This window comes from Bradyrhizobium brasilense, assembly GCF_029714345.1.
GTDB classification, from domain to species: domain Bacteria; phylum Pseudomonadota; class Alphaproteobacteria; order Rhizobiales; family Xanthobacteraceae; genus Bradyrhizobium; species Bradyrhizobium australafricanum.
In genome coordinates, this window is the sequence record NZ_CP121669.1 from 7,870,343 (window position 1) to 7,894,628 (window position 24,286).

A 24,286-nucleotide genomic window follows, 5' to 3' on the forward strand; every position below is an offset into this window, starting at 1 on the left:
AAAATGCGCTTTGCGGCAACACCGGTTCAGGACGCAGAAATAGACGATCGCGGCAGCCCACGATCGTGGGTTAGTTCACATAAGTAATACAATTTAAAAGGGATGACACGAATGTGACGGGGCGGGTCGGATGTCCCTCCACCGGTCCGCGTGCGGATTTCTATTTCCGCTGCGCGCGCCCTTTGGCGAAATGCTTCGCCAGGAAATCCGCCAGCACCTCGACGCGCGCGGGCCGCGGACCGCCGGGCGGGGTGACGAGATGCACGGCGCCCTCGGGCTGCTTCCAGCCCTTCAGGATCACCTCGACCTCGCCGCGCGCGATCGCATCGCCGACGATGAAGTCGGGCAGATCGGCGATGCCGAGGCCGGCGAGCAGCGCGGGCATCACCGCCTCGCCGTTGTTGACCCGGAGCTGGCCGGCGGGACGCACGCTCGCCTGCTCGCCCGACGCGTTGGTGTAGTGCCAGACGCCCTGGGTCGAGAGATAGGCGTAGCCGAAGCATTTGTGCTCGGCGAGATGCATCGGATGGGTCGGCCGGCCGTGGCGCTTCAGATAGGACGGCGCCGCCACCGTGTAGCGCGGCATGCCGCACAGCCGCCGCGCGATCAGTGAGGAATCCGGCAGCCGCGCGATGCGCAGGCCAGCATCAAAGCCCTCGCCGATCAGGTCGACCGTGGCATCGCTCAAGTGCAGGTCGATCGAAACCTCCGGATAGGCCTCCATGAATTCCGGCAGCAGCGGCGCCACCGTCTTGATGCCGAAGCTCATCGGCACCGCGAGCCGCACCAGGCCGCGCGGCGTGGTCGATTGCGCCAGCGCCTCGTTCTCGGCCGCCTCGCCGTCGGCGAGCAGCCGCGCGGCGCGCTCCGACAATTTCTGGCCGGCATCGGTCAGCGCCAGCCGCCGCGAGGTGCGGTTGAACAGCCGGGCGCCGAGCCGCTCCTCCAGCCGGCTGACCGCCTTGGACACCGTCGCCTTGGACAGCGAGAGCTCGGTCGCGGCCGCCGCAAACGACCGTAATTCCACGACTTTTGCGAAGATCGCGAGCGCCTCGAAGTCCGGCAGTTTCGACATGGGCCGCTGTCCTGATTGCTCAATACTGGAAACAATGAGTTTCAATAGTTTCTATTTCTATACCACAGCCGGAGGCATATCCAAGTGCCATCAAATTCAACCGATGGAGAAATCCAATGACAAAGAAGCTCTCAGGCAAGGTTGCCCTCGTCACCGGCGGTTCGCGCGGCATCGGCGCGGCCAGCGCTCGTGCACTCGCCGCGGAAGGTGCGAGCGTCGCGATCAGCTACGTCGCCTCTCCCGAGAAGGCCGAGGCCGTGGTCGCCGAATTGAAGGGCAAGGGCGTCAACGCCCGCGCCTACAAGGCCGACCAGGCCTCGTCATCCGATGTCGATCAGCTGGTGAAGACCGTCGCCAAGGATTTTGGCCGGCTCGACATCCTGGTCAACAACGCCGGTGTCGCGTCGGGCGGCGCGGTCGACGATCCCAAGGCCGACACCGCGACGCTCGCCCGCCAGGAGGCGATCAACATCGACGGCGTGATCACCGCGATCCGCGCCGCCTCCAAGCTGATGGGCGAAGGCGGCCGCATCGTCACCGTCGGCTCCATGCTGGCGGATCGCGCCTCGTTCCCGGGCCTTGCCGACTACGTCGCCACCAAGGCGGCCGTCGTCGGCTACACCAAGGGCGCGGCGCGCGACCTCGGACCGCGCGGCATCACGGTGAATGTGGTGCAGCCCGGCTCGATCGACACCGACATGAACCCGAAGGACGGTGGCGAGTTTGCCGAGACGCAACGCTTGCAGCACGCGCTGCAACGCTTCGGCCGCCCGGAGGAAGTCGCAGCGGGCGTCGTGTTCCTGGCAAGCCCGGAAGCCTCGTTCGTGACCGGCACCGTGCTCAACGTCGACGGCGGCTTCGGCGCCTGATCGCAAATTTTCTGGAGACGCCGGGCGCGGAGCGCCCGGCCCGCTCCTCAACATCGACATCAAGGGGAATGACCATGATCGAACTCAGACCATTCGCAGAGCTTGGCGGCGCCGACCACGGCTGGCTGAAGGCCAAGCACCACTTCTCGTTCGCGAGCTACTACGATCCCGACAATGTCAGCCACGGCGCGCTGCGCGTCTGGAACGACGACGAGATCGCGCCCAACTCCGGCTTCCCGGCGCATCCGCACGCCAACATGGAGATCATCACCTATGTTCGCGAAGGCGCAATCACGCACCAGGATTCGCTCGGCAACAAGGGACGTACCGAAGCCGGCGACGTGCAGGTGATGAGCGCCGGCAGCGGCATCCGTCACTCCGAGTACAATCTGGAGCCGGCGAAGACCAAGATCTTCCAGATCTGGATCGAGCCGACGACGAAGGGCGGCCACCCGACCTGGGGCTCGAAGCCGTTCCCGAAGGCGGACCGTTCGGGCAAGCTCGTCACCATCGCCTCGGGTATCGACGGCGACAATGACGCGCTGCCGATCCGCGCCGATGCGCGGGTGCTTGCCACCACGCTGAAGGCCGGCGAGAGCGCGGAATATGCCGCCGACAAGGCCCGTCACCTCTATCTGGTGCCGGCGGCCGGCAGCATCGAGGTCAACGGCGTGCGCGTCAATGCCCGCGACGGCGCCGCGATCCGCGACGAGGCCAAGCTGAAGATCACCGCGCTCGAGGATGCTGAGCTCGTGCTCGTCGACGCGGCGTAAGTACCACATCCACACTTCGGCATGCCCGGGTTTGACCCGGGCATCCATCGGGCTTCGCAAGAGTTCTTCGTTTGATGGATTGCCGGGTCAAGCCCGGCAATGACGGGGTTCCTTAACTTCACCCTACTGCCAAACCACAAGGAGGCCATCATGGCCAAGGTTCTCGTTCTCTATTACTCCGCCTACGGTCACATCGAAGCGATGGCGAATGCCGTGGCGGAAGGCGCGCGCGAAGCCGGCGTCACCGTCGACATCAAGCGCGTCCCCGAGCTGGTGCCGGCCGAAGTCGCCAAGGCCTCGCACTACAAGCTCGACCAGGCCGCGCCGATCGCCAAGATTGACGATCTCGCCAACTACGATGCGATCATCGTCGGCACCGGCACCCGGTTCGGCCGCATGGCCTCGCAGATGGCCAACTTCCTCGACCAGGCCGGCGGCCTCTGGGCCAAGGGCGCGCTGCACGGCAAGGTCGGCGGCGCCTTCACCTCGAGCGCGACCCAGCATGGCGGCCAGGAGACCACGCTGTTCTCGATCATCACCAACCTCCTGCATTTCGGCATGACGGTGGTCGGGCTGAACTACGGATTTGCCGGACAGATGAAGCTCGACGAGGTCACCGGCGGCGCGCCCTACGGCGCAACCACGATCACCGGCGGCGACGGCAGCCGCCAGCCGAGCGAGAACGAACTCGCCGGAGCCCGCTATCAGGGCCGCGCGATCGCGGAGACCGCGAGGAAACTTCACGGCTGATGCGACGAGGGCGGCATTCTCGTTCGCGATTGCCGCCCCTACCAAAGTCGCGACGTCGTTCCCGGACAACGGCGCAAGAGCGATCGCTGCTCGAACGCCAAGAGACGCCGAGAGACGCCAAGAAAGGCTGATAATCGACGTAATTGGCGTCCATGTCCAAGATTGCCTGACAATTGGCCGCGAATTGAGCCCTTGAGCGGCGACAAGCCGCGTGTCATCGTGCCCGTCAATATCCAGGCCGGAGCAACATGACGGTTCCCTGTCGCGTCCTAATGATCTATCCGAAGTTCGTTCAGGACTCCTTCTGGAACTATACGGAAGCTTGTGAACTCGTCGATGCGAAGTATCCGGCGGCGCCGCTCGGACTGATCACCGTCGCCGCCATGCTGCCCAAGCATTGGGATATTCGCCTCATCAACCGTAACACCGAGCCCTTGACGGACGCCGATCTCGACTCGGCCGATCTTGTCATGATCGGCGGCATGCTCAACCAGCAGCCTGATTTTCTCCACCTGATCGATCTCGCACACCGGCACGGCAAGCCGGTGTGTGTCGGCGGACCTGACGTCTCCTCCAGCCCGCATCTTTACGCCGACGCGGACTTCCAGGTGATCGGTGAGGCAGAGCAAATCATTCAGCAATTTGTCGCCGCCTGGGAAAGTGGAGAGCGCAAGGGCGTGTTCGTCGCCGAGAAATTCAAGATCGACGTCACGCTAAGCCCGATGCCCCGCTATGACCTGATCAATTTCGACCACTATCTCTTCATTGGCGTGCAATATTCACGTGGCTGCCCGTTCACCTGCGAGTTCTGCGATATTATCGAGCTGTATGGTCGTGTGCCGCGCACCAAGACCCCCGATCAAATTCTCGCTGAGTTGCAAGCGCTCTACGATCACGGTTATCGCGGACATGTCGATTTCGTCGACGACAACTTCATCGGGAACAAGAAAAACCTCCGCATCCTGCTGCCGCAGCTCAAAGCCTGGCTAGAGGAGCGAGACTATCCGTTCGAGTTTTCGACGGAAGCCTCGATCAATATCGCTGACGACAGCGAGCTGTTGCAGGCGATGAAGGACGCGAACTTCTTCGGGATTTTCGTCGGCATTGAGAGCCCGGATCCGGAGACCCTCGTGCAGATGAAGAAGAAGCAGAACACCCGGCGCGACATCGCCGAATGCATTCACAAGATCTATGGCTACGGCATGTTCGTCACCGCGGGTTTCATCGTCGGGTTCGATACCGAGAAAGCCTCGATGGGGCACGCGATGATCGACTTCATCGAGGAGGCGAGCATTCCAGTCTGCATGGTTGGACTGCTCTATGCACTGCCGGGCACACAGCTGACGCGGCGGCTGGCGAAGGAAGGCCGCCTGCACGAAGGCCATGATCTCATGAAAGTCGAGCAGGCGGGCGACCAATGCACGCTCGGCTGCAATTTCGACACCATACGTCCGCTGCGTGACATCCTTGAGGACTACAAGGCCGTGATCGGGCACGTGTTCGACCCGACGGCCTATGCAGGACGGCTGTCGCGGCTCGCCGCCATGCTCGACCGGTCCGACCGGCGCCGCGACCTGCCGGATGGCGACATACGCAAGAGGCTTGGCGGCATCGAGGGCGTGCACACGATCATGCGTGCCCTGCCGGAGGTCCGCGAACCGTTCTGGAAGACCTTCGTCGAGGTCGCCAAGTCCAATCCGGGCGCGCTTCGCTACATCGTGATGCTGATGGCGCTGTATTTGCATTTCGGGCCATTCTCGAAACACGTGATCCGTGAGATTGACCGCCGGATTGCCGCCCTCGACGATATGCCGCCGGTGAGGGCCACGGAGCTTGGGCCGCGAACTAACCTACGTGCGGTTTGACGGCAAAGCGCGTTCGTGCGCTTCGCCGACCAGAGCACGTCGCGCGGAACGAGAGGATCGGTTCCCCAAGGTCATCGCGACCAATTCGTAATAGCCGAAACACTGTACGTCGCGCAGCCCAGAGGTTTTGTCATGACCGACACACAGAAGACCCGCTGGCCGGAACTGCCGACCGCGGCGTGGCGCGACAGCTGTGCCACGCTCCAGCTCTTCACCCAGATCGCAGGCAAGATCCGGCTGGCGAAGTCGCCCTGGCTCAATCACTCCTGGCACGTCACGCTCTATGTCACGGCGCGCGGGCTGACGACCTCGCCGATCCCCGACGGCGATCGCACGTTCCAGATCGACTTCGATTTCATCGATCACGTGCTCCGCATCTCGACCAGCGACGGCACCGAACGGCAATTCGCGCTGGCCGGTCAATCGGTCGCAAGCTTCTACGCGGCGGTCATGAGCAATCTGAAGGACCTCGGCATCGACGTCGCCATTGACGAGATACCGAACGAAGTCGCCGATCCGATCCGCTTTTCGCAGGATACGCAGCATGCGTCGTACGACGCGGATGCCGTGCGCCGGTTTCACCAGATCCTCGTGAACTGCGATCGCGTGTTCAAGCAATTCCGGACCGGCTTCCTCGGCAAGGCGAGCCCGGTGCATTTCTTCTGGGGCAGCTTCGATCTCGCGGTGACGCGGTTTTCCGGCAGAACCGCGCCGCGGCATCCCGGCGGCGTGCCCCATTTGCCCGACGAGGTGGCGCACGAGGCCTATTCGCACGAGGTCAGCAGCGCCGGCTTCTGGCCGGGCGGCGGCGCGATCGATTATCCCGCGTTCTATTCCTACGCCTATCCGGAACCCGCGGGCTATCGCAGCGCGCCGGTACGGCCCGATGCTGCGTTCTTCAGCGAGGCGCTTGGCGAATTCATCCTGCCCTACGACGCCGTGCGGACGGCTGCGGACCCCGACAAGGCGCTGCTCGAATTCCTGCAATCGAGCTATGAGGCCGCGGCCATCAACGCGAACTGGGACCGTGCTGCGCTGGAATGCGCACCGGGCCAGCCGGGCGTGGTCCGAGGGGTCTAGCGGCGCGCTGTGCCGGCGGCTCAATCCTCTTCGCGCGACGGGGTCGCCTTGCCGAGCGCCTGCTTCAGCCGCGCGGAGAATTTCGGATAGTGACGCAGCGCCAGCACGGCGCGGTCGCGACCAAACGCTTCGTTTGCGATTCTCGTGGACAGTCGGCGAAGGCGCATAAGTTAAATTTTCGTGTTACGTCTTTACCGCATCGTTGCTTGGCCGAGCTATCTTTTGGACGACGCCCCGCACCCCCCCGGCCGGCTCGAACACAACAGGCAGTATATTCGTGAGCGCCCCGCAACCCGTCACGATCCCGCGACAACCATCGCACGCTGATCGGTCATGACGCGGCCATCGATCCTTGCCCTCGCGGTCAGCGCGTCGATTCTGCTGTCGGTCGCCGCGCGCGCCTGCCCCGCCTTGATCGACGGTGTCCCGGCCGAGCGGCTCAAGGCGCTGTCACGCGGCGTCAATGCCGACGGCTGGATCGCCGATCCGCGGTCGGCGCCGCCCCGCAGCCTGCTGCTCGAGCTGCGCAAGGCCGGCATGACCCACATCCGGCTGCCGGTGCCCGCCGACTTCGTCATGCCGCGCTTCGCCGCGAAAGCCGAGATCGACAGCCGCCTGCGCACCGTCGATGCCGCGCTCAAGACCCTGCTCGCGCTCGGCTATGCGGTGTCGATCGACCTGCATTCCGGCGAGCGCTTCAACGCGCTGCACAAGGACGATCCCACCAGTGCGATGATCGAAATGAAGCGCGCCTGGACCGAGCTCGCACGGGTCATACAGCGCTATCCGTCCGACCGTGTGTTTGCGGAACTGTTGAACGAGCCGGATGTCGAGGCCGCGCAATGGCAGGGCGAAGTCCGGGAGCTGGCCGGCTTCATTCGCGACCTGCTGCCGCAGACCACGCTGGTCACCGGGCCGGTCAACTGGCAGCGCGCGGATTCGCTGCCGGATTTCACTCCGCTCGACGATCCGAATGTCGTCTATGCCATCCACTTCTACGATCCGATGGTGTTCACCCATCAGGCCCATTGGGATCCGGGTGAACCGCTGCACGACGTCACCGGATTGCCCTATCCGGTCGGCGCCGACGATCCCGGGGTTCAGCAGCTGCGGGAGCAGCTCACCGCGCTGGACAAGCGCAAGGCGCTCGCGATGGTGGACCGCGCCGTTCCCGACCGCGGCATCGACAAATGGCTCGAGCCTGCCGCCGCCTGGCAACGGCAATATTCGCGGCCGATCATCATCAATGAATTCGGGGTACTGAAAGCCGGAGCGCCGCGCGACAGCCGGCTGCGCTGGCTCGCCGGCGTGACGGCCTACGCCCGGCAACAATGCTGGGGCTGGACCCATTGGGAGCTGTCGCAAGGCTTCGGCCTCGCCGACGCGGTCACCGGCAAGGTCGACCGCGATGCGCTGAGGGCCCTGCTCGGCACCCGCTGATCCATCTGGTTAACCGGTTCTTACACAATGCGCGGCTAGATCGACGATGCGGTGTGGCACGCCCACACGTCCGGTCACATTAGGTCAGAGCCTGTGCGAGCAGAGATAGCCCCGCGGCCGCTGTTGGCCGGCGATCTGATTCCTGCACTCGGCATCGCCGTGGCATCGATCGCATTCGCGCCGATCATGCAGGCGGCCAACGCCGGGCTCGCGATCGTCGTCGAAAGTCTGATCGGCTGCGCCATCGTGCTCGCAGTGCCGGCCTACGCGCCGTCGATCGCCATCTTCATCATCTTCTTCCAGAACCTCTTCGTCTCGATCCTGTCGTCCTACATGACGACCGAGCAGGAGATGGATTTCGTCAAGGGCTATAATTTCCTGGTCATCGCGGTGATGTGGCTGGTCACGCTGGCGCTCTATGCGCTGCACGAGCGCAAACATTCCGCCGAGATCGACCGGATCATGAAATGGGGGTTGATCACGCTCGCAACCGTGACGGCGTATTTCCTGCTCGGCGCCACGCAGGATTCGCACGCGGCCCTCGTCTATCTGCGCAACATTGCGCTGCCGCTGTTTCTGTTTCAGCTGTCGCTGCTGACGGCCGCAACCTTCGAGATCCGCATCACGCCCTTCCTGGTGACGGTTGCCGCGCTGCTGATCGTCTGCGGATATGTCGAGCTGCTGTTCCGCGATTTCTGGCTCTCCATCACCAACGGCTACACGTTCTGGCACTTCGACGAACTCAAGGCGAGCCGCTCCGGATCCTGGGAAGCCGAGATGCGCGCAACCGGCAGGGTGCCGGTGGATCTGATCGATCGCTTCCGTTTCAGCTTTCTCAACAGCCCGTTGTTCGAGGACCTCGGCCTCTCGTCGTTGCTGCGCATCTTCGGACCGAATATGAGCCCGATCAGCTTCGGTTACGGGATCGCCTTCTCCATCCTGTTCCTGTTCGCGGTCGGATATCGCTGGCTGGCGCTGGCTGCGATCCCGCTGCTGATTTGCTGTAGCGTGAAAGGCGCGCTCATCCTGGTCATCTTTGTCGCCTTGGGCTGGACAGCAACCTGGCTGCTCGGCGCAACCGTCACCCTTGCCGTCGCGCTGGTCGGGCTCGTGCTGTACGCCATCGCCGCGATCTATATCGGACTCCAGATCGGCGACTTCCACGTGATCGGCTTCATGGGCGGGTGGGACGGTTTTCGGCAGAATCCGATCGGCCGCGGACTTGGCGTCGGCGGCAACCTTTCCGAAGGTTATTTCTCGATCGACTGGAACGCCGCGCAGGCGGCCGGCACGATGGACGGCGCGGTGGAGAGCGCCGTCGGCGTGCTGCTGTACCAGATGGGGATCGGCTCGCTGGTGCCGCTTGGCTACTTCCTGGCGATGGCGCTGAAGGCCTGGCGGCTCTACGCCTCGTCGGGAATCCTCATCCAGGGGCTAGCCGCTTTCGGCACGATGGTCGTGCTGGTGAACGGCATCTTCCAGGAGGAGGCGCTGTTTGCGCCGCCGGCACTTGGGCTGCTGCTGTGCCTGACCGGGCTCGTGATCGGCCATCATCTGCGCACACAGGGTGACGATCAGGCGACGACCGATCGATAGCGCATGACAGCAAGCAGAAGCCCGGCCGCGCCGCGACCGGGCTCCGCTCGCGAATAGCCGTCAGAGCGGCTTGATCTGCACCTTGCGGAACTTGACCACGCCCGAACCATACTGGAGCGCGATGTAACCGTTGGCGTGCTTGGAGTCCTGGGCGTCGACGGTCTTCTGGCCGTTCAGCGTCACGACGAAATGCGGCCCCTGCGCCGTGATCTCGTAGACGTTCCACTTGCCGGCCGCCTTCGGCATCGGATCGACCTTACCGACGTCGACAATCGCGCCGGTGCCGTAGGTCGGGTCCGGCCGCTTGTCGAAGATGTTGACCTCGTAGCAGACCTTGGAGTCGATCACCTTGTTGCCTTCGCAGCGGATGAAGATGCCGCTGTTGGCATCCTCGTCGGTCCAGAACTCCGCCCTGATCTGGAAATCCTTGTATTGGGTCTTGCTGACGAGATAGGAGAGATCCTTGCCGTCGAGCTTGTCGGCGACCAGCGCGCCGTCCTTCATCGCCCAATTGGCCTTGCCGACCTCGTCCCAGTCACCCTTCTTGGAGCTGTCGAGCAGCGTGACCCAGCCGTCGTCCCCCGAGGCCGCGGTGGAAAATTGCAGCGCGGCCGCACCGATCACGAGTCCCGCCGCCAGTATCGACAGATGCTTCTTCAAGGTTATCCTCCCGTCTTTTGGTTGGCGCGCAACCTATCATCGTCTGCGGCGGCGTAAATGCTTTTTCATATTGCAACTGCGTTGTGTCACGGATCGTTGCCGCAATCCTGAGGTCAGACATGCACGGCCGCGTCTTGCCGGGCGGAAGCGAGGACGACTAGCATCGCGCGACGTACGGGCGCGGCAGTCGCCCGAGTAATCCGATCTGGGAGCATACCGATGACGGCGTCGAACCGATCATGGCGATACCTGATGATGCCGCTGATGCCGCTGGCCTTCGCCGGCATGTTGAGCGTCAGCTCCGCGGCTGAGCTCAATCCGGCCGCCGTCACCTACAAGCTGCCGGATCAGATTCCCTGGAGCCCGGCTGACGCGCGCGGCGCGCAGAATGCAGTCGTGGTCGGCGATCCCGCGAAGCCCGGCTTCTACATGGTCTACACCAAATGGACCAAAGGCAATCACTTCAGCCGTCCGCACTTCCATCCCAACGACCGCTACATCGTGGTGCTCAAGGGCACCTGGTGGGTGGGCTCGGGTCCAAAATTCGATCCCGATCACGGCACCGTGGCGATGCCGGCCGGCAGCTTCGTCACCCATTTCGGCAAGCAGGTGCACTGGGACGGCGCCAAGGACGAGGACGCCGTGCTGCTGATCATGGGCGAAGGCCCGGCCACCGCAACCGAGGTCGAGCAGAAGTAGCCGGTACCGGCTAGCAACCTTTTGCATCCAGGCGGCGTTTCATCCTCATCAGCATGACGAGGAGATGACGCATGGCAAACGCTGCCGACATTCGGGAACATATGGATGTGATCTCGTCGGACAAGAAAACGGTCGGCAAGGTCGACCACATGGAAGGCACCGACCAGATCAAGCTGACCAAGCAAAGCTCGCCTGACGGTCAGCACCATCACTTCATTCCGCTGTCCTGGGTCGACCATGTCGACCAGCACGTCCACCTCAACAAATCGGGCTCCGACGTGACGGCGCATTGGCAGCACGGCCGTCAATAGCCGCGTTGCGCGGGGTGGGAGCGATGCTATCATCCCGGCCCAAGGAAGGGCCTTCGATGCATCCCGCCGCCAAGCTGCAATTTGCCCGCATCGTCGACGAGTTCGCGCGCTGGCGCGTCATTCCGGAACCGGAACGGCCGCCCGCGCCGGCCTGGTGGTGGGGGCCGGCATTCGAGATGCGCGATGCCGCCGAACCGCTGCCATCCGCCTGGAGCCGCCAGCTCCGCTTGCCTGACGGCGCGAGTTTTGCGGAAGCTGCCGTTGTGTTGCGCCAGACTTTGGCCGGCCAGGACATCCTGCCATGGCCCTATGATTTCTCGCGCAAGGTCGCATCCACCGATTCCGACGTTCGCGACCTGCCCGTGCAGCCGTCAGACGACAGCGCGTTTCCGCCCTAGATCCGGCCCGGCCTCGCTGGTCGCCTCGCCATCCAGCGACGGCTGCAACGGCGGCGACGCCTCTGCCTGCGACGGCTTCAACAATTCGGCGAGATCGCGCGGCGGCAGCGGCCGGCTGAACAGGAAGCCCTGCATCTCGTCGCAAGCATGGGCGCGCAGGAACTCCTGCTGCTCGGAGGTCTCGACGCCCTCGGCGACGATGGTCATGCCAAGCGCCTTGCCCATCGAGATGATCGCCTGCGCGATCGCGACGTCCTCGGAATCATTGGGCAGGTCGCGCACGAAAGAGCGGTCGATCTTGATGGTGTCGATCGGGAACTGCTTCATCAGCGACATCGATGAATAGCCGGTGCCGAAATCGTCGATCGCCAGCCGAATGCCGCGATTCTGGATCGCGTCGAGCACGCGCACCGCACGCGTCACGTTGCGCATCACCATACTCTCGGTGACCTCGAGCTGGAGCAACGCCGGCGACATGCCGCTCTCCTCCAGCGCCGCGTCGATGTCGTCGAGCAAGTTCGGATCGCCGAACTGCCGCGGTGAAAGGTTGACCGCCATCGTCACGGCCCTGAGGCCGCAGCGCTGCCACGCCATGTTCTGCCCGCAGGCTTCCTTCAGCACCCAGCGGCCGATCGGCACGATCAGGCCGGTCTCCTCGGCGAGGGGAATGAACTGCCCCGGTGATACCTTGCCGAGCTCCGGATGGGTCCAGCGCAGCAGCGCCTCGACGCCGCTGATGTGCCCGCTCGCCATGTCCACCTTGGGCTGATAGTCGAGCGAGAATTGCTTGCGCTCGAGTGCGCGGCGCAATGCGCTCTCCATCGTCAAGCGCTCGATCGACTGCGCCCTGATCTCGTTGGAGAAGAAGCGGAAGCCATTCTTGCCGTCTTCCTTGGCGAGATACATCGCCATGTCGGCATTCTTGGTCAGCGTCTGCACGTCCGAGCCATCGGCCGGATACATCGCGATGCCGATCGAGGCCGTGGTGTGGCACTCATGCCCGCTGAGCTGCAGCGGCTGGCTGAGCGAAACCAGAAGATCGCCGGCGATGCGCTCGACGTCGTCCCGTTCGGCGGTTTCCTCGAGGATGACCACGAACTCGTCGCCGCCGAGCCGCGCCACCACGTCGCTCGCGCGCAACGATCCACGCAGCCGCTCGGCGATCGCCACCAGCAGCATGTCGCCGGCGTCGTGGCCGAGCGAGTCGTTGATCACCTTGAAGCGGTCGAGATCGATGAACAGCACCGCGAGCTGCCGGCGATGGCGATCCGCCGCCGAGATCGCGTGATGCAGCATCTCGTTGAACGTCTCGCGGTTCGGCAGATTGGTCAGGCTGTCGTGCGAGGCAAGATATTCGATGCGCTCGTCGGCCTTGTGTTTCTCATCGGCGCGATCGAAGCTCTCGAGCGCGAACGCCAGATTGTCGGCAAGGCGCTGCAGCAATTCGGCGAACTCCGGCGTGAACGTGTCCTTGTCGATCGCGACGAAGATCATGACCCCGACCACCTGCCCGCTGACAACAAGCGGAAACGAGGCGCTGGACTGCGTTCCATCGAGCCGCGCGCGCTCATGGAAAGCGGCGGTCTCGGGATCGGCAAAATAGTCGTTGATGATGCACGCCTTGCCGGAGCGGAACGCCCGACCGCAGGCGCCGCGCCCCTCGGGGTGCGCCTCGCTGGTCGAGAGCGTCACCTGGCGCGCGCCCTCCGCCGCCGGCCCCGCAATCGCGACGATCCGCAGATAGTCGCTTCCGGTCTGCGCCAGCGCGATCGTGGTCGAGGTGAACTTGCCGCCGGTCGCCGCCGCCGCGCAGACCAGTCGATGCAATTCTGCGCGGGACTTCGCCCGCATGATCGCCTCATTGGTCGCGCTCAGCGCCGCGAACATCCGCGACAGCCGCTCCTTCTGCTCGTCGTCCCGCGCCTTCTCGTCGGCGCGATCGAAATTGGCCAACGCAAACGACACGTTCTCGGCAAGCCGCTGCAACAGCGCCATCATCTCCGGGCTGAAGGTGCCGAACTCGCTGGAGAGAAACACCAGCGCGCCGATCGCCTCGCCGTTCTTGAGCAGCGGCAGGGCTGCGCCCGATTTGCTGCCGCTGTCGCGCACGGCCGGATAGACGTGCGATTCGGGGCCGAAATCGCTGAGATAGTCGTTGCTGATGCAAGGCCTGCGCGTGCGGATCGCAACGCCGGTCAGCGTCTGTCCCTCCGGACGCGTCGCGTCGGCCGACAGCTGAACCTCGCGGGCCCGCACCCGGTCGGGGCCCGAGGCGGCCACATTGTCCAGGAAGACCTCGCCGGGGCGCACCAGCCTGATCGTTGCCGAGACGAACTGGCCGCCGACCGCCGCGGCATCGCAGACCAGATCGAACAGTTCGCTGCGGGATTTCGCCCGCATGATCGCCTCGTTGGTTGCGCTCAGCGCCGCGAACATCCGCCGCAGCCGCTCCTTCTGCTCCTCGGTCCGCGCCTTCTCGTCGGCACGGTCGAAGCTGCCCAGCGCATAGGAGACGTTGTCGGCGAGCCGCTGCAGCAGCTCGGCGAATTCAGCCGAGAAGGTGTTGCGCTTGGCGGAGATGAACAGCATCACGCCGACCGGCTCGTCGTCGACGATCAGCGGGAATGCCGCGCCCGACCGCGCATCCTCGCGGTCGATGACGTCGCGGAACGGATTGCTGGCGACGTCGCCCAGAAAATCGTTGTTGATGCAGGCGCGCCGGGAGCGGAACGCCCGGCCGCAGACGCCGCGCCCTTCGGGGCGTGCCTCACTGCGCGAGACGTTGAGGCGGCGCGCATTTGCCGCGGTAGGCCCCGCGACCGCCATCATCTCCAGGAAATCGTCGCCGGGCTTCGCGATCAGGATGCTGGTGGAGTTGAATCCGCCGCCATGCGCCGCCGCCGCGCAGACCAGCTCGAACATCTCGAGCCGCGACCTCGCGCGCATGATCGCCTCGTTGGTCGCGCTCAGCGCCGCGAACATCCGCGACAGCCGCTCGCGCTCGGCGTCGGCCCTGGCCTTTTCGGTGGCACGGCCGAAATTGTCGAGCGCGACCGAGACATTCTCGGCGATCCCCGCGAGCAGCGCGATGATCTCCTCGTCACGCGCCCAGGAATTGCTAGTGAAGAAGATCAGGACGCCGACGCTCTTGCCGAACCGGATAAGCGGCAGCGCGACGCAGGCCATCAGGCCGCTGCCGCCGATCGGCATATGCGACGGGCTCATCGATATCGGGATATCGTGCTCGACGCAGGGCCGCTGGGTCCGGAACGCCTCGCCGCAAATCCCCTTGCCGTAGACGCTGTCCGGATCGGTCGAGAAGCGCGTCTGCGTGATCAGGTCGAGCGCCTCGCCGGTGCCGGCGACAGGCTCGAACCAGTGCGTGTCGGGTTCGGCCAGCAGCACCACCGTCGCGAAGGACTTTCCGCTGAACACCGCGGCATCGCAGACCCGCTGATAGAGATCGTGCTCGGTCTTGGCGCGAAGGATCGCCTCGTTGGTTGCGCTGATGGCACCGAACATGCGGTTGAGCCGGCGCATCGCCCGCTCGCCGCTCTTGCGCGAGGCCTCGTGGTCGAAATTATCGAGCGCAAAAGACACGTTCGCGGCCATGCGCTCCAGCAGCGAAACGGCCTCGTCGCTGAGCGAATTGATCTCGCGCCGCGTCACCATGAAGACGCCGACGCTGCGCCGGTTGCAAACCAGCGGCACCGCGGCGGCCGCCCCGACGCCTGCCGCTGCCGCGCCGCTGCGCCAAGCCGCCGAAACAGCGTCGTTGACATAGTCGTTGCGGACGCAGGCCTTCTGGTCGCGGAACGCGCGGCCGGCCACGCCTTCGCCCTCCGGGGTGTTGGCGATCGCGGAAATGGTGATGCTGCATAGTCGCGCGACATCGTCGCCGTAGCCAGCCGCGAACCTCAAGAGACCGGTATCCGGCTCCAGCAAAAACACGGTCGCGGCCAGGAAGCTCCCGCTCGAGAACGCGGCTTCGCAGACCTTGCCGTACAATTCTTCTGGTGATTTCGCGTACAGGATCGCTTCGTTGGTGGCACTCAACGCCGCGAAGGTACGCCCGATGCTCGACTGCACGATTCCTGAAGGCCCCGGGGCCAACCCCTCCAATCTGGCGGGGAACATTGCCCGCGAGAGGCCTAAGTGGTGGTTAGCGTATCCGGCAAGTTGCGCGACAAAGTAAACGGCTGACGAACGCCGGCGGCGGTTTTCCGGGATATTACGGACACCGGTGTGCCAGCCTGAGGCGAAGGGCGGCCAGGCGCGGATGGACGTCCTGCTCGCGCCGCCCGAGCAGCCAAATTCCGCATCGCGACCGCGCCTGTTCCACTCGGTGAAATCGCGGCGGCGAGCACCCTGCTGGCGGTATGGCCGCCCGGATTTTCTGCCCTTGCTCGCCCCTCGGCGCTTTGAGAGCATGACGTCGACAACAGCAAGCACGACCCGCGCATCACGCGGGCAGACCGCGAGGAAAATCCCATGCCGATCGTCCAGGCCGACCGTCTCACGCGCATCGGCGCGGCGCTCCTCAAGGGCGCCGGCGCATCGGAGGAGGAGGCCAGCGCAGTCGCCTCCGGCTGCGTCAACGCCAACCTCGCCGGCCACGACTCCCACGGCGTGATCGCAATCCCGACCTATATCGACCGCATCAAGGTCGGCCACATCGTGCCCGGCGCGAAATGGACCATCGTGCAGGAGACGCCGACCACGACTGTGATCGACGGTCATTGGGGCTTCGGCTTCCACGTCAACGCCAAGGCGATGGAGATGACCATCAACAAGGCGAAGACCGCCAATGTCGCGGCCTGCACGGTGTTCCGCCAAAGCCACGTTGGACGCCTCGCGCATTACCCGATGATGGCGATGCGCGAAGGCATGATCGGGATTGCGGCCGCCGATTCCGGCCGCTCGCCGAAGCACGTGGCGCCGTTCGGCGGCCGCGAGGCCCGGCTCGGCACCAACCCGCTCTCGATCGCGGTGCCCTCCGACCTCGAGGCGCCATTCTACCTGGATATGGCGACCTCGGCGGTCGCGGCCGGCAAGATCCAGCTCGCGGTGGCGCGTGGCGAGAGCATCCCGAAGGGTTGGATCATCGATGCCGAGGGGCGCGACACCACTGACCCGAAAGACTACCGCAAGGGCGGCGCGCTGCTGCCGCTCGGCGGCAGCGAAGGCTACAAGGGCTCGGGCCTTGCCGCGATGGTCGAGGTGCTGTGCGGCCTCCTGACCGGGCTCGGCTTCGGCGTCGAGCCGACCGGCCGACACAACGACGGCTGCTTCATGGCGGTGTTCAACGTCGCCGCATTCCGTCCGCTCAAGGACTTCAGGAAGGAGGTCGCCGACTTCGCCCGCTATTTGAAATCGACGCCGCCCTCGGAAGGGAGCCGCGGCGTGTTCTATCCCGGCGAGATCGAATATCTGCGCGAGCAGCAGCGGCGCAAGGACGGCATCGAAATCGAGGATGCGACCTGGGACAAGCTCAAGGCGCTCGCCGCCGATTACAAGCTCACGGATGAGCTCGACCTTCGCTGATAGTTGCGGACACAGGAGAACGACATGACACGGCAAATGGCGCTGGTTGGCTTTTTGCAGGCGCAGAACTGCACCAATCTGCCGAGCTCCTGGCGCCATCCGGAATCGCGCGACGATTCGATGTCGGCGGACTACTATCAGGAGATCGCGCGCATCCTGGAGCGCGGCAAGTTCCACATGGCGTTCTTCGACGATCGCCTCGCAATGCCCGATCGCTACGGCAACGATCACGCTCACACCGTCGAATACGGCATCCGCTGCGTGAAGATGGATCCGATCGTGGTGCTGACCACGATGGGCATGGTCACCACCAGGCTCGGCCTCGCCTCGACTGCCTCCACCACCTATTTCGAGCCGTTCGACGTCGCCCGCCGATTCGCCACGCTCGATTTGATGACGGGCGGCCGCGCCGCCTGGAACGTGGTGACGTCTGTCAATGACGGCGAAGCGCTCAACATGGGCCGCGAGCAGCATCTCGAGCACGACCATCGCTATGACCGCGCCGACGAGTTCATGGAGGTGGTGCTCGGCCACTGGGACGCCTGGGAAGACGGTTCGCTGGTGATCGACAAGAAGAGCGGCCGCTTCGCCGATCCGACCAGGGTAAAGCGGCTCGACCACAAGGGCGCGTTCTTCACCTCGCGCGGCCCGTTCACGGTGCCGCGCTCGGCGCAGGGCCATCCCGTCGTGATCCAGGCCGGCGCCTCCGGCCGCGGCCAGCGCTTTGCCGGGCGCTGGGGCGAGGTGATCTTCACCGCGGCGCGCAACCTCGCCAATGCCAGGCAGGGCTATGACGCGATCCGCGGCGAAGCCGCCAAGGCCGGGCGCGATCCCGACCAGATGTTCCTCTGCAATTTGATCACCCCGGTCACCGGCGCGACCAAGGCCGAGGCCGAGGACCGGATGGCGGTGATCCAGAAGCTGCCGCTCGAGATCGACGCGTTGTCGCTGCTCGCCGAAGGCCTCAACTTCGATTTCGGCGCCAAACCGATCGACGAGCCGCTGACCACCGAGGAGTTGCGGGGCATGCAAGGCATGCTCGGCATTCGCGACGGCGTGCTGCGCACCTCCGGCAAGAGCAATCCCTCGACCCGCGACTTCATCACCTTCTCCGGCCGCGGCCAGGTGCAGGACGCGATGGTCGGCGGCCCGAAGGAGATCGCCGACCGGCTGGAGGAGATGTTTGTCAATCGCGGCTGCGACGGCTTCGTCGTCGCGGCTAGCTACGTGCCGGGCTCCTATGCCGACTTCGTCAACCATGTGGTGCCCGAACTGCAGAAGCGCGGGCTGTTCCACAAGGACTACGCCGGCACGACGCTGCGCGAGAATCTTGGGCTCAAGCGCCCGGCCGCGGGCGCCTGGAAGACCCGCGCGCAGGCCGCGGAATAAAGGGACATCATCATGCGCTGGCTGAAATTCACCGCCGCAGGCACGACTTCCTGGGGCCTCGTCGAGGGCGACACCGTCACCACCGTCAACGGCGATCCGTTCGGCGAATGGAGCAAGACGTCGAAGACGCATGCGTTGAAGGACGTCAAGATCGAGTTGCCGCTGATCCCGCGCACCTTCTACTGCGTCGGGCTGAATTATTTGAAACACCTCAAGGAAGCCGCCGACAAGGCCGGCACCGTGCCGAACGTTCCCGATCGTCCCGAGATCGGCTACCGCGCGCAGAACGCGCTGATCGCCCATGACGAGAACGTCGTGATCCCCGCGAGCGCGACCGAGAAGATCCATTACGAGGGCGAGCTCGTCGTCGTGATCGGCAAGAAAGCCAAGCATCTGACCGAAGCCAACGCGATGGACTGTGTGTTCGGCTACACCATCGGCAACGACGTCTCCGAACGCAGCTGGCAGAAGGCGGATCGCGGGCTGTGGCGTGCCAAGAACGCCGATACCTTCAAGCCGATGGGCCCGTGGATCGAGACCGATGTCGACCTCGACCGCATGGAGACCGCGATCCGCGTCAACGGCAAGGAAACCGGCCGCTTCCACACCAACGAGATGATCTTCGGCATCGTCCCGTTCCTCGTCGAACTGACCAAATATTTCACGCTGTCGCCCGGCGACGTGATCTGGATGGGCACCGACGGCGCCTCGCCGGACCTGAAGGACGGCGACGTGGTCGAGATCGACATCACCGGCATCGGCACGCTGCGGAACAGGTTCGTGAGGGAGAAGGTGTGAGGCGGGTTGCACCACTTTAGAGCCGTCATCCTTGTAAGCCACGACGCACTGGATCGGATAGAGTGTCCGGTGCGGTAACGGACGGGAGACCGCTTCATCCCAGGGCTTTGAAGCCCGGACCTCAGCGCGGCGCCCCGTCCGTTGTTCCATTGAACCCGAACAGTCGCGAGGGCCGCCTGGCGAGCCCGGTTGCGCAAGGATGGGTGCAGATGGACGCGATCTACGTTGGCATTGATGTGTCGAAGGACCGACTGGACGTGCATGTCCGTCCGAGCGGAGAAGCCTTTGCCGTGGCGCGTGACGGCAAAGGCCTGGAAGAGCTCGTTGCGCGCTTGCAGGCGATCTCGCCGGCGCTGATTGCGGTGGAGGCAACCGGCGGCTTCGAGACGATCGTTGCTGCGGCGCTGGCCGGCGCCCGGCTGCCGCTGGTGGTGGTCAACCCGGCCCAGATCCGGCACTTCGCGCAGGCGGTTGGCCAGCGCGCCAAGACGGACCCGATCGATGCGGCGGTCATCGCGCGGTTTGTCGAGGCGGTGCAGCCGGAGCCGCGTGCGATGCCGGATCAGGAAGCCCGGCTGCTGGCCGAACTGGTCAGCCGCCGACGGCAGATCATCGAGATGATCGTTGCCGAGCGTCAGCGCGAGAAGCGGGCCGAGAACGTCCGCGTCCGCAAGAGCCTTGCCCGCCATATCAAGGTCCTCGAGAAGGAGCTGCCGGAGATCGACAACGACATCGACACGCTGGTGCGCGGCTCGCCAGTCTGGCGCGCCAAGGAGGAGTTGCTGGTCAGCTTTCCTGGCGTGAGCAACACCCTCGCACGGACCTTCCTCGCCGAGGTGCCCGAGCTCGGCACGCTCAATCGGCGTCAGATTGCGAGCCTCGCCGGTCTTGCCCCGTTCACCCGCCAGTCGGGCCGCTGGAAGGGCAAGAGCATGATCGGCGGTGGAAGGGCCAAGCTGCGCGCCGGGCTCTACATGGCCGCCCTGTCGGCCAGCCGATACCATCCGCAGCTCAAGGTCTTCTACCGACGCCTGGTGACCGCTGGAAAGCCCAAGATGGTCGCCCTCATCGCCGTTGCACGCAAAGTCCTCACAACCCTCAACGCCATGCTCAGGGACCAAAAACCATGGCAACCCGCTTGACGAAGAACACAGTCGCTGAGGTGCGAACTCTTGCGAGCCTCGAAGGATGCACGGCCGCCGCTCCATCCTTGCGTCGAGAGCCGGGCCGTCGTGCTTCGAGGCTCGCTGCGCTCGCACCTCAGCATGACGGTGATGGACCGGGTCGCTTCTCTCTCCATTTGTCGTCCCGGCTTTCGCCGGGACGACGGCGAGTTTGTGGCGCCGCTTGTGGATCATACATCCGCATTCTCGCGACATCATTTGCCCGACGGGCCATCGTGACGTGATCACACAGCCGTTCGCATCGTGACAACACAGGGCGAAGCGCAATAAGGTCCGCGCGCACTCATCAGACAAGTCAGCCATATCAAACAAGTCAGCCATGCCACTTTCACGCCGAACGTTGCTTCAGGGCTCCCTGCTATCGGCCGCAGGGATCGTCTGCGGGCCGTCGACCGCCCTTGCCGAGCAGCCCGCGGAGCTTCCGACGTCGGAGCAACGCAAGCAGATGGCTGACCTAGCCGCCGACTTCATGAAGGACTACGATGTACCGGGTCTTTCGATCGCGATCGCAATCAAGGGAAAGCCGGCTTATGTCGAGGCGTTCGGGGTTGCGGATCGGGAGACCGGCGAAGCATTGACCCCGCAACACCGCTTCCGGATCGCGAGCATATCGAAGCCTGTGACCTCGACCGGGATCTTCACCCTGATCGAGGCCGGCAAATTGCGGCTCGGCGACTATGTGTTCGGCGCAAGCTCCATTCTCGGCAAGGACTATCCGACGACACCCACGCTGCCAAGCTTGATGCCACCCGGCTCGTCTCGCTCCCATGTCGAGCAGATCACGGTCGAGCATCTCTTGACCCACACCACCGGGACCTGGGGAAACCAGTCTCGCGATCCGATGTTCATGAACCAGAACCTGAAGCATCGCGAACTGATCGGCTGGACGCTGGAGCATATGCCGCTCACCAGTCCGCCAGGCGAAGCCTATGCCTATTCGAACTTCGGCTATTGCATCCTCGGCCGCGTGATCGAAAAGCTGAGCGGCCAGAGCTACGAGCAATACATCAAGGACGCCGTCCTGAAGCGATGCGGCATCACCGACATGCAGATTGGCGGCAATACGCTGAGCGAGCGCGCAAGCAACGAAGTGAAATACTACAGCCAGACCGGCGATCCGTACCGGATGAACGTCGCCCGGATGGATTCGCACGGCGGCTGGATTGCGACGCCGGGCGATTTGACGACGCTGTTCGTCCATATCGACGGCTTCAAGGACACTGAGCAGCTGCTGACCGACGACAGCCTCCGCGTCATGAGCACCCCCAGCGCCATCAACCCCCGCTACGCCAAGGGCCTGTTCGTCACCGCGAACAACAATTGGTGGCACAGCGGCCTGCTGGACGGAACGACGACGATCTCGGTGCGAACCAGCGGCGATTTCTGCTGGTCGGCGTTCACCAATACCAGGTCGCGGGAAGGCATGACCCGCGCCCTCGACCTGCTGGTCTGGCACATGGTCAAGACGGTGCCTGACTGGCATCCTCAGAAGCGCGCCTAGACCCTCCCGTCATTCCGAGATGACCTGAACGAGCAATGCAAATCCGGGCTCTCTTCACCGCGCGGCCCGCGGCCTGCTCTTCACGTGATCGATGAAGGCGCGCAGCTTCGGCATGATCTGGCGGTGGCCGGGATAGTAGAGGAACACGCCCGGCGTGGTCGGTGCGAATGGCTCCAGCACGCGGACGAGCTTCTTCTCCTTCACGGCGCCTGATATCAGCGGTGCGGGGACCTGCGCGAGGCCCACGCCTTCGATGGCGGCGCCGACCAGCGTCGGGAAGTCATGGCCAATGAAGGATCCCGACACGGTAAGCTCGATCGAACGGCCATTGTCGTTCAGCGACCATGGCGCGAGCCCGCCGTTCGATCGCCGGAGCCGCAGGCACGCGTGTTCGCGCAGATCGTCCGGGCGCTTGGGGCGGCCGCGGCGCGTGAGGTAGTCCGGGCTGCCGACGATGGCATACGGGAACGGCTTGGTCAGGCGCACCGCGACCATGTCCGGATTGATGAACTGGCCCATCCGGATGCCGGCATCGAAGCCGCCGGCGGCGAGGTCGACCAGTTCCTCGCTGGCAGCGAGCTCGACCTCGATCTCGGGATAGGCCTTGCAGAACGAGGCGATCAGCGGCTCCAGCAGGATCGGCACCACCGAGCGCGGCACGGTGAGACGCAACAGCCCGGCGGGCTTCTGCCCGAGCTCGCGCGCCGCCCCGCTCGCAGCGACCAGCTCCTCGAATGCGGGCCGTGCGCGGGCCAGAAACCGTTCGCCGGCGTCGGTCAGTCCGACGCTGCGGGTGGTGCGAATGAACAGCACCGCGCCGAGGCGCGCCTCGAGGGCGCGCACCGCCTGGCTGATCGCCGACGGCGTGACGCCGAGCTCGGCCGCCGCGCGGCGAAAACTGCGGTGCTGGGCGACGGCCAGGAATGCCTCGACGCCGTCGAGCGCGCCCTGCCGGACTGTGAAGTTCTGCTTCATGGCCCGTGAACATTATCGCGAATAGTCGCTCGCGGAAAGCTGCCCTACATCGAAGCCACAAGCAGCGGCACCACGCGCGCTGCTCACGCGACATCACGACATCCGTCGTGAGCGGAGACCTGCGATGCAAGCAATCCGTCACACAATCCTGGCTCTCACCCTCACTCTGACAGGCACCACTCCCATGACCGCTCCCTCCCCTGCCCAGGCTCAAGCGCAAGCCCAAGCCACCTCCACCGTCACCACCGGCGTGATGGTCATCCTCACCGCGAAAGCCGGCGTCACCCGCGATCAGGTGATGGCCGTGATGCCGGACGAAATCCGGCAGACCGTGCAGCTCTATCTCAACGGCAAGATTCGCGAATGGTATTCACGGTCCGACGGGCGCGGCGTGGTCTTGCTGCTCGACGCCAAGGATGCATCCGAGGCGCACGCGATCATGGAAGGCCTGCCGCTGTCCAAGCTCGATCTGATGGATCACGAGTACATCGGGGTCGGCCCGCTGCTGCCGCTCCGCCTGCTCGTCGCCAAGCCCTGAGCGCCAAGGTCCTGAACGCAAGCCAACCGAACCGATCGACAACAAGGGAATCCGCCGATGCCCCCGGGCTTCAATCTTCCATTCGTCCTCAGCGTCGCCGGCGGGTTTCTGACAAGTGCTGTCGTGGCCGTCACCTACGTCTGGCCGGCGCTCCGCGCGATGCCGCGTGACAACGCGCTCCGACTGCTCGCAGCGTTCCATGCGTTCAGGTTCCTGGGCATGAATTTCATGGTGGCCGGGTTCGTGTCGCCGCAGTTGAGCGCAGACTTCGCCAGCGAGGTCGGATGGGGCGATCTCGTCGCCGCCGTTCTCGCTCTACTTGCGATGGCGGCGCTGTCCTGGCGGTGGGCGATCGCGATTCCGATCGTCTGGGTGTTCAATGTCTGGGGCACGCTGGACCTTCTCAACGCCTATTACAACGGCGTGAAGATCGGCGATCCCGGCCTGTTCGGCGCCGGCATCTACATTCCGGCGCTCTATGTGCCGCTGCTGCTGGTCAGCCATGTCATGGTGTTCATGATTCTGTTGAAGACCAAGTCGACAGAACAGGCAGCATGACCCGTATCCTCGTAGAATGGGTAGAGCGCAGCGAAACCCATCGCTTCCAACCCGCGGCACCATGATGGGTTTCGCTTCGCTCTACCCATCCTACCGACTACTTCGACCGTCATCCCCGCGCAAAGGCTTCGCCTTTGTCGCTGGAGGCGCGAGCCTCGCGGCGCACTTGCGCCGCTGGGCGAGCCTCGAAGGATGCACGGCCCGGCTGGAGGCCGTTCGCCCTTCGAGACGGCCGCTACGCGGCCTCCTCAGGGTGACGGGACAGAAAATTGAGCGCGCGGCC

The 24,286-nt window shown here is 64.6% G+C and carries 22 protein-coding genes; 17 read left to right on the plus strand and 5 right to left on the minus strand.

Features of this window, described 5'->3' with window-relative positions:
- Positions 1-160: 160 nt before the first annotated feature.
- The gene (locus tag QA635_RS36345) at positions 161-1,075 is read right to left on the minus strand and encodes a LysR family transcriptional regulator (protein WP_016846155.1); all 915 of its coding nucleotides are present in this window, start codon (positions 1,073-1,075) and stop codon (positions 161-163) included.
- A gap of 116 nt (positions 1,076-1,191) precedes the next feature.
- On the opposite strand from QA635_RS36345, the gene QA635_RS36350 reads away from it, so the two are divergent.
- The 5 genes from QA635_RS36350 to QA635_RS36370 all read left to right on the plus strand — a co-directional run bounded on the left by QA635_RS36350 (position 1,192) and on the right by QA635_RS36370 (position 6,412).
- Positions 1,192-1,944 carry an SDR family NAD(P)-dependent oxidoreductase gene (locus tag QA635_RS36350; RefSeq protein WP_069278265.1) on the plus strand — a complete coding sequence of 251 codons (753 nt, stop codon included), beginning with the start codon at positions 1,192-1,194 and terminating at the stop codon, positions 1,942-1,944.
- A 74-nt stretch (positions 1,945-2,018) separates the two neighbouring features.
- Positions 2,019-2,717 (plus strand): pirin family protein, encoded by a 699-nt coding sequence (locus tag QA635_RS36355; RefSeq protein WP_283064671.1) that lies wholly within the window; start codon positions 2,019-2,021, stop codon positions 2,715-2,717.
- Positions 2,718-2,867: 150 nt separating this feature from the next.
- Complete coding sequence (wrbA, locus tag QA635_RS36360) at positions 2,868-3,467, plus strand: NAD(P)H:quinone oxidoreductase (RefSeq protein WP_225645668.1); 600 nt, start codon at positions 2,868-2,870, stop codon at positions 3,465-3,467.
- Between the two features lie 248 nt (positions 3,468-3,715).
- On the plus strand, positions 3,716-5,332 hold the full coding sequence (locus tag QA635_RS36365; protein ID WP_283064672.1) for a B12-binding domain-containing radical SAM protein: 1,617 nt from the start codon (positions 3,716-3,718) through the stop codon (positions 5,330-5,332).
- Between the two features lie 132 nt (positions 5,333-5,464).
- Complete coding sequence (locus QA635_RS36370; RefSeq protein ID WP_283064673.1) at positions 5,465-6,412, plus strand: DUF5996 family protein; 948 nt, start codon at positions 5,465-5,467, stop codon at positions 6,410-6,412.
- A gap of 20 nt (positions 6,413-6,432) precedes the next feature.
- Here QA635_RS36370 and QA635_RS36375 read toward each other — a convergent pair whose 3' ends face one another.
- A complete protein-coding gene (locus QA635_RS36375; protein WP_168856515.1) occupies positions 6,433-6,579 on the minus strand; it encodes a hypothetical protein in 147 nt (48 codons plus the stop codon).
- A 166-nt stretch (positions 6,580-6,745) separates the two neighbouring features.
- Between QA635_RS36375 and QA635_RS36380 the strand changes: the two genes are divergently transcribed.
- Both QA635_RS36380 and QA635_RS36385 read left to right on the plus strand, forming a co-directional pair.
- Positions 6,746-7,852: a glycoside hydrolase family 5 protein gene (locus tag QA635_RS36380; protein ID WP_283064674.1), complete on the plus strand. Its 1,107-nt coding sequence runs from the start codon at positions 6,746-6,748 to the stop codon at positions 7,850-7,852.
- A 123-nt stretch (positions 7,853-7,975) separates the two neighbouring features.
- Positions 7,976-9,448, plus strand: coding sequence for a hypothetical protein (locus QA635_RS36385; protein WP_283064675.1), 1,473 nt, complete (start codon positions 7,976-7,978; stop codon positions 9,446-9,448).
- 60 nt (positions 9,449-9,508) lie between these two features.
- Here the strand turns inward: QA635_RS36385 and QA635_RS36390 are convergent, their stop codons facing one another.
- Complete coding sequence (locus QA635_RS36390; RefSeq protein WP_057015457.1) at positions 9,509-10,108, minus strand: 3-keto-disaccharide hydrolase; 600 nt, start codon at positions 10,106-10,108, stop codon at positions 9,509-9,511.
- A gap of 219 nt (positions 10,109-10,327) precedes the next feature.
- Between QA635_RS36390 and QA635_RS36395 the strand changes: the two genes are divergently transcribed.
- From QA635_RS36395 to QA635_RS36405, 3 genes are all read left to right on the plus strand, one after another.
- Complete coding sequence (locus tag QA635_RS36395) at positions 10,328-10,807, plus strand: cupin domain-containing protein (protein ID WP_283064676.1); 480 nt, start codon at positions 10,328-10,330, stop codon at positions 10,805-10,807.
- A 71-nt stretch (positions 10,808-10,878) separates the two neighbouring features.
- Positions 10,879-11,118, plus strand: a complete 240-nt coding sequence (locus QA635_RS36400; RefSeq protein ID WP_057015458.1) for a DUF2171 domain-containing protein — start codon at positions 10,879-10,881, stop codon at positions 11,116-11,118.
- 56 nt (positions 11,119-11,174) lie between these two features.
- Entirely contained in the window at positions 11,175-11,516 is a 342-nt protein-coding gene (locus QA635_RS36405; RefSeq protein WP_283064677.1) for a hypothetical protein, read from the plus strand.
- On the opposite strand, the gene QA635_RS36410 is transcribed toward QA635_RS36405, so the two are convergent.
- Entirely contained in the window at positions 11,490-15,605 is a 4,116-nt protein-coding gene (locus tag QA635_RS36410; RefSeq protein ID WP_283064678.1) for a bifunctional diguanylate cyclase/phosphodiesterase, read from the minus strand. The genes QA635_RS36405 and QA635_RS36410 overlap by 27 nt on opposite strands.
- Positions 15,606-16,007: 402 nt before the next feature.
- Between QA635_RS36410 and QA635_RS36415 the strand changes: the two genes are divergently transcribed.
- The 5 genes from QA635_RS36415 (at position 16,008) to QA635_RS36435 (ending at position 21,932) form a co-directional block, all read left to right on the plus strand.
- Positions 16,008-17,060 carry an Ldh family oxidoreductase gene (locus QA635_RS36415; protein WP_283064679.1) on the plus strand — a complete coding sequence of 351 codons (1,053 nt, stop codon included), beginning with the start codon at positions 16,008-16,010 and terminating at the stop codon, positions 17,058-17,060.
- 24 nt (positions 17,061-17,084) lie between these two features.
- The gene (locus tag QA635_RS36420; RefSeq protein ID WP_283064680.1) at positions 17,085-18,449 is read left to right on the plus strand and encodes an LLM class flavin-dependent oxidoreductase; all 1,365 of its coding nucleotides are present in this window, start codon (positions 17,085-17,087) and stop codon (positions 18,447-18,449) included.
- A gap of 12 nt (positions 18,450-18,461) precedes the next feature.
- Positions 18,462-19,247, plus strand: a complete 786-nt coding sequence (locus QA635_RS36425) for a fumarylacetoacetate hydrolase family protein (RefSeq protein WP_168856509.1) — start codon at positions 18,462-18,464, stop codon at positions 19,245-19,247.
- 209 nt (positions 19,248-19,456) lie between these two features.
- The gene (locus QA635_RS36430; RefSeq protein WP_283062735.1) at positions 19,457-20,389 is read left to right on the plus strand and encodes an IS110 family RNA-guided transposase; all 933 of its coding nucleotides are present in this window, start codon (positions 19,457-19,459) and stop codon (positions 20,387-20,389) included.
- A 487-nt stretch (positions 20,390-20,876) separates the two neighbouring features.
- Positions 20,877-21,932 carry a serine hydrolase domain-containing protein gene (locus QA635_RS36435; protein WP_283064681.1) on the plus strand — a complete coding sequence of 352 codons (1,056 nt, stop codon included), beginning with the start codon at positions 20,877-20,879 and terminating at the stop codon, positions 21,930-21,932.
- A gap of 54 nt (positions 21,933-21,986) precedes the next feature.
- Here QA635_RS36435 and QA635_RS36440 read toward each other — a convergent pair whose 3' ends face one another.
- The gene (locus tag QA635_RS36440) at positions 21,987-22,907 is read right to left on the minus strand and encodes a LysR family transcriptional regulator (RefSeq protein ID WP_283064682.1); all 921 of its coding nucleotides are present in this window, start codon (positions 22,905-22,907) and stop codon (positions 21,987-21,989) included.
- Positions 22,908-23,091: 184 nt separating this feature from the next.
- On the opposite strand from QA635_RS36440, the gene QA635_RS36445 reads away from it, so the two are divergent.
- Together QA635_RS36445 and QA635_RS36450 are read left to right on the plus strand one after the other, a co-directional pair.
- Positions 23,092-23,445, plus strand: coding sequence for a hypothetical protein (locus QA635_RS36445; protein WP_283064684.1), 354 nt, complete (start codon positions 23,092-23,094; stop codon positions 23,443-23,445).
- A gap of 57 nt (positions 23,446-23,502) precedes the next feature.
- On the plus strand, positions 23,503-24,003 hold the full coding sequence (locus tag QA635_RS36450; RefSeq protein WP_057015466.1) for a hypothetical protein: 501 nt from the start codon (positions 23,503-23,505) through the stop codon (positions 24,001-24,003).
- Positions 24,004-24,286: the final 283 nt, after the last annotated feature.

Coding starts and splice junctions, on each gene's coding strand:
- QA635_RS36365 (WP_283064672.1), top strand. CDS start 3,716: ATGACGGTTCCCTGTCGCGTCCTAATGATCTATCCGAAGTTCGTTCAG.
- QA635_RS36435 (WP_283064681.1), top strand. CDS start 20,877: ATGGCTGACCTAGCCGCCGACTTCATGAAGGACTACGATGTACCGGGT.
- QA635_RS36380 (WP_283064674.1), top strand. CDS start 6,746: ATGACGCGGCCATCGATCCTTGCCCTCGCGGTCAGCGCGTCGATTCTG.
- QA635_RS36440 (WP_283064682.1), bottom strand. CDS start 22,907: ATGAAGCAGAACTTCACAGTCCGGCAGGGCGCGCTCGACGGCGTCGAG.
- wrbA (WP_225645668.1), top strand. CDS start 2,868: ATGGCCAAGGTTCTCGTTCTCTATTACTCCGCCTACGGTCACATCGAA.
- QA635_RS36395 (WP_283064676.1), top strand. CDS start 10,328: ATGACGGCGTCGAACCGATCATGGCGATACCTGATGATGCCGCTGATG.
- QA635_RS36425 (WP_168856509.1), top strand. CDS start 18,462: ATGCGCTGGCTGAAATTCACCGCCGCAGGCACGACTTCCTGGGGCCTC.
- QA635_RS36355 (WP_283064671.1), top strand. CDS start 2,019: ATGATCGAACTCAGACCATTCGCAGAGCTTGGCGGCGCCGACCACGGC.
- QA635_RS36430 (WP_283062735.1), top strand. CDS start 19,457: ATGGACGCGATCTACGTTGGCATTGATGTGTCGAAGGACCGACTGGAC.
- QA635_RS36370 (WP_283064673.1), top strand. CDS start 5,465: ATGACCGACACACAGAAGACCCGCTGGCCGGAACTGCCGACCGCGGCG.
- QA635_RS36350 (WP_069278265.1), top strand. CDS start 1,192: ATGACAAAGAAGCTCTCAGGCAAGGTTGCCCTCGTCACCGGCGGTTCG.
- QA635_RS36415 (WP_283064679.1), top strand. CDS start 16,008: ATGCCGATCGTCCAGGCCGACCGTCTCACGCGCATCGGCGCGGCGCTC.
- QA635_RS36445 (WP_283064684.1), top strand. CDS start 23,092: ATGACCGCTCCCTCCCCTGCCCAGGCTCAAGCGCAAGCCCAAGCCACC.
- QA635_RS36345 (WP_016846155.1), bottom strand. CDS start 1,075: ATGTCGAAACTGCCGGACTTCGAGGCGCTCGCGATCTTCGCAAAAGTC.
- QA635_RS36420 (WP_283064680.1), top strand. CDS start 17,085: ATGACACGGCAAATGGCGCTGGTTGGCTTTTTGCAGGCGCAGAACTGC.
- QA635_RS36400 (WP_057015458.1), top strand. CDS start 10,879: ATGGCAAACGCTGCCGACATTCGGGAACATATGGATGTGATCTCGTCG.
- QA635_RS36405 (WP_283064677.1), top strand. CDS start 11,175: ATGCATCCCGCCGCCAAGCTGCAATTTGCCCGCATCGTCGACGAGTTC.
- QA635_RS36450 (WP_057015466.1), top strand. CDS start 23,503: ATGCCCCCGGGCTTCAATCTTCCATTCGTCCTCAGCGTCGCCGGCGGG.
- QA635_RS36375 (WP_168856515.1), bottom strand. CDS start 6,579: ATGCGCCTTCGCCGACTGTCCACGAGAATCGCAAACGAAGCGTTTGGT.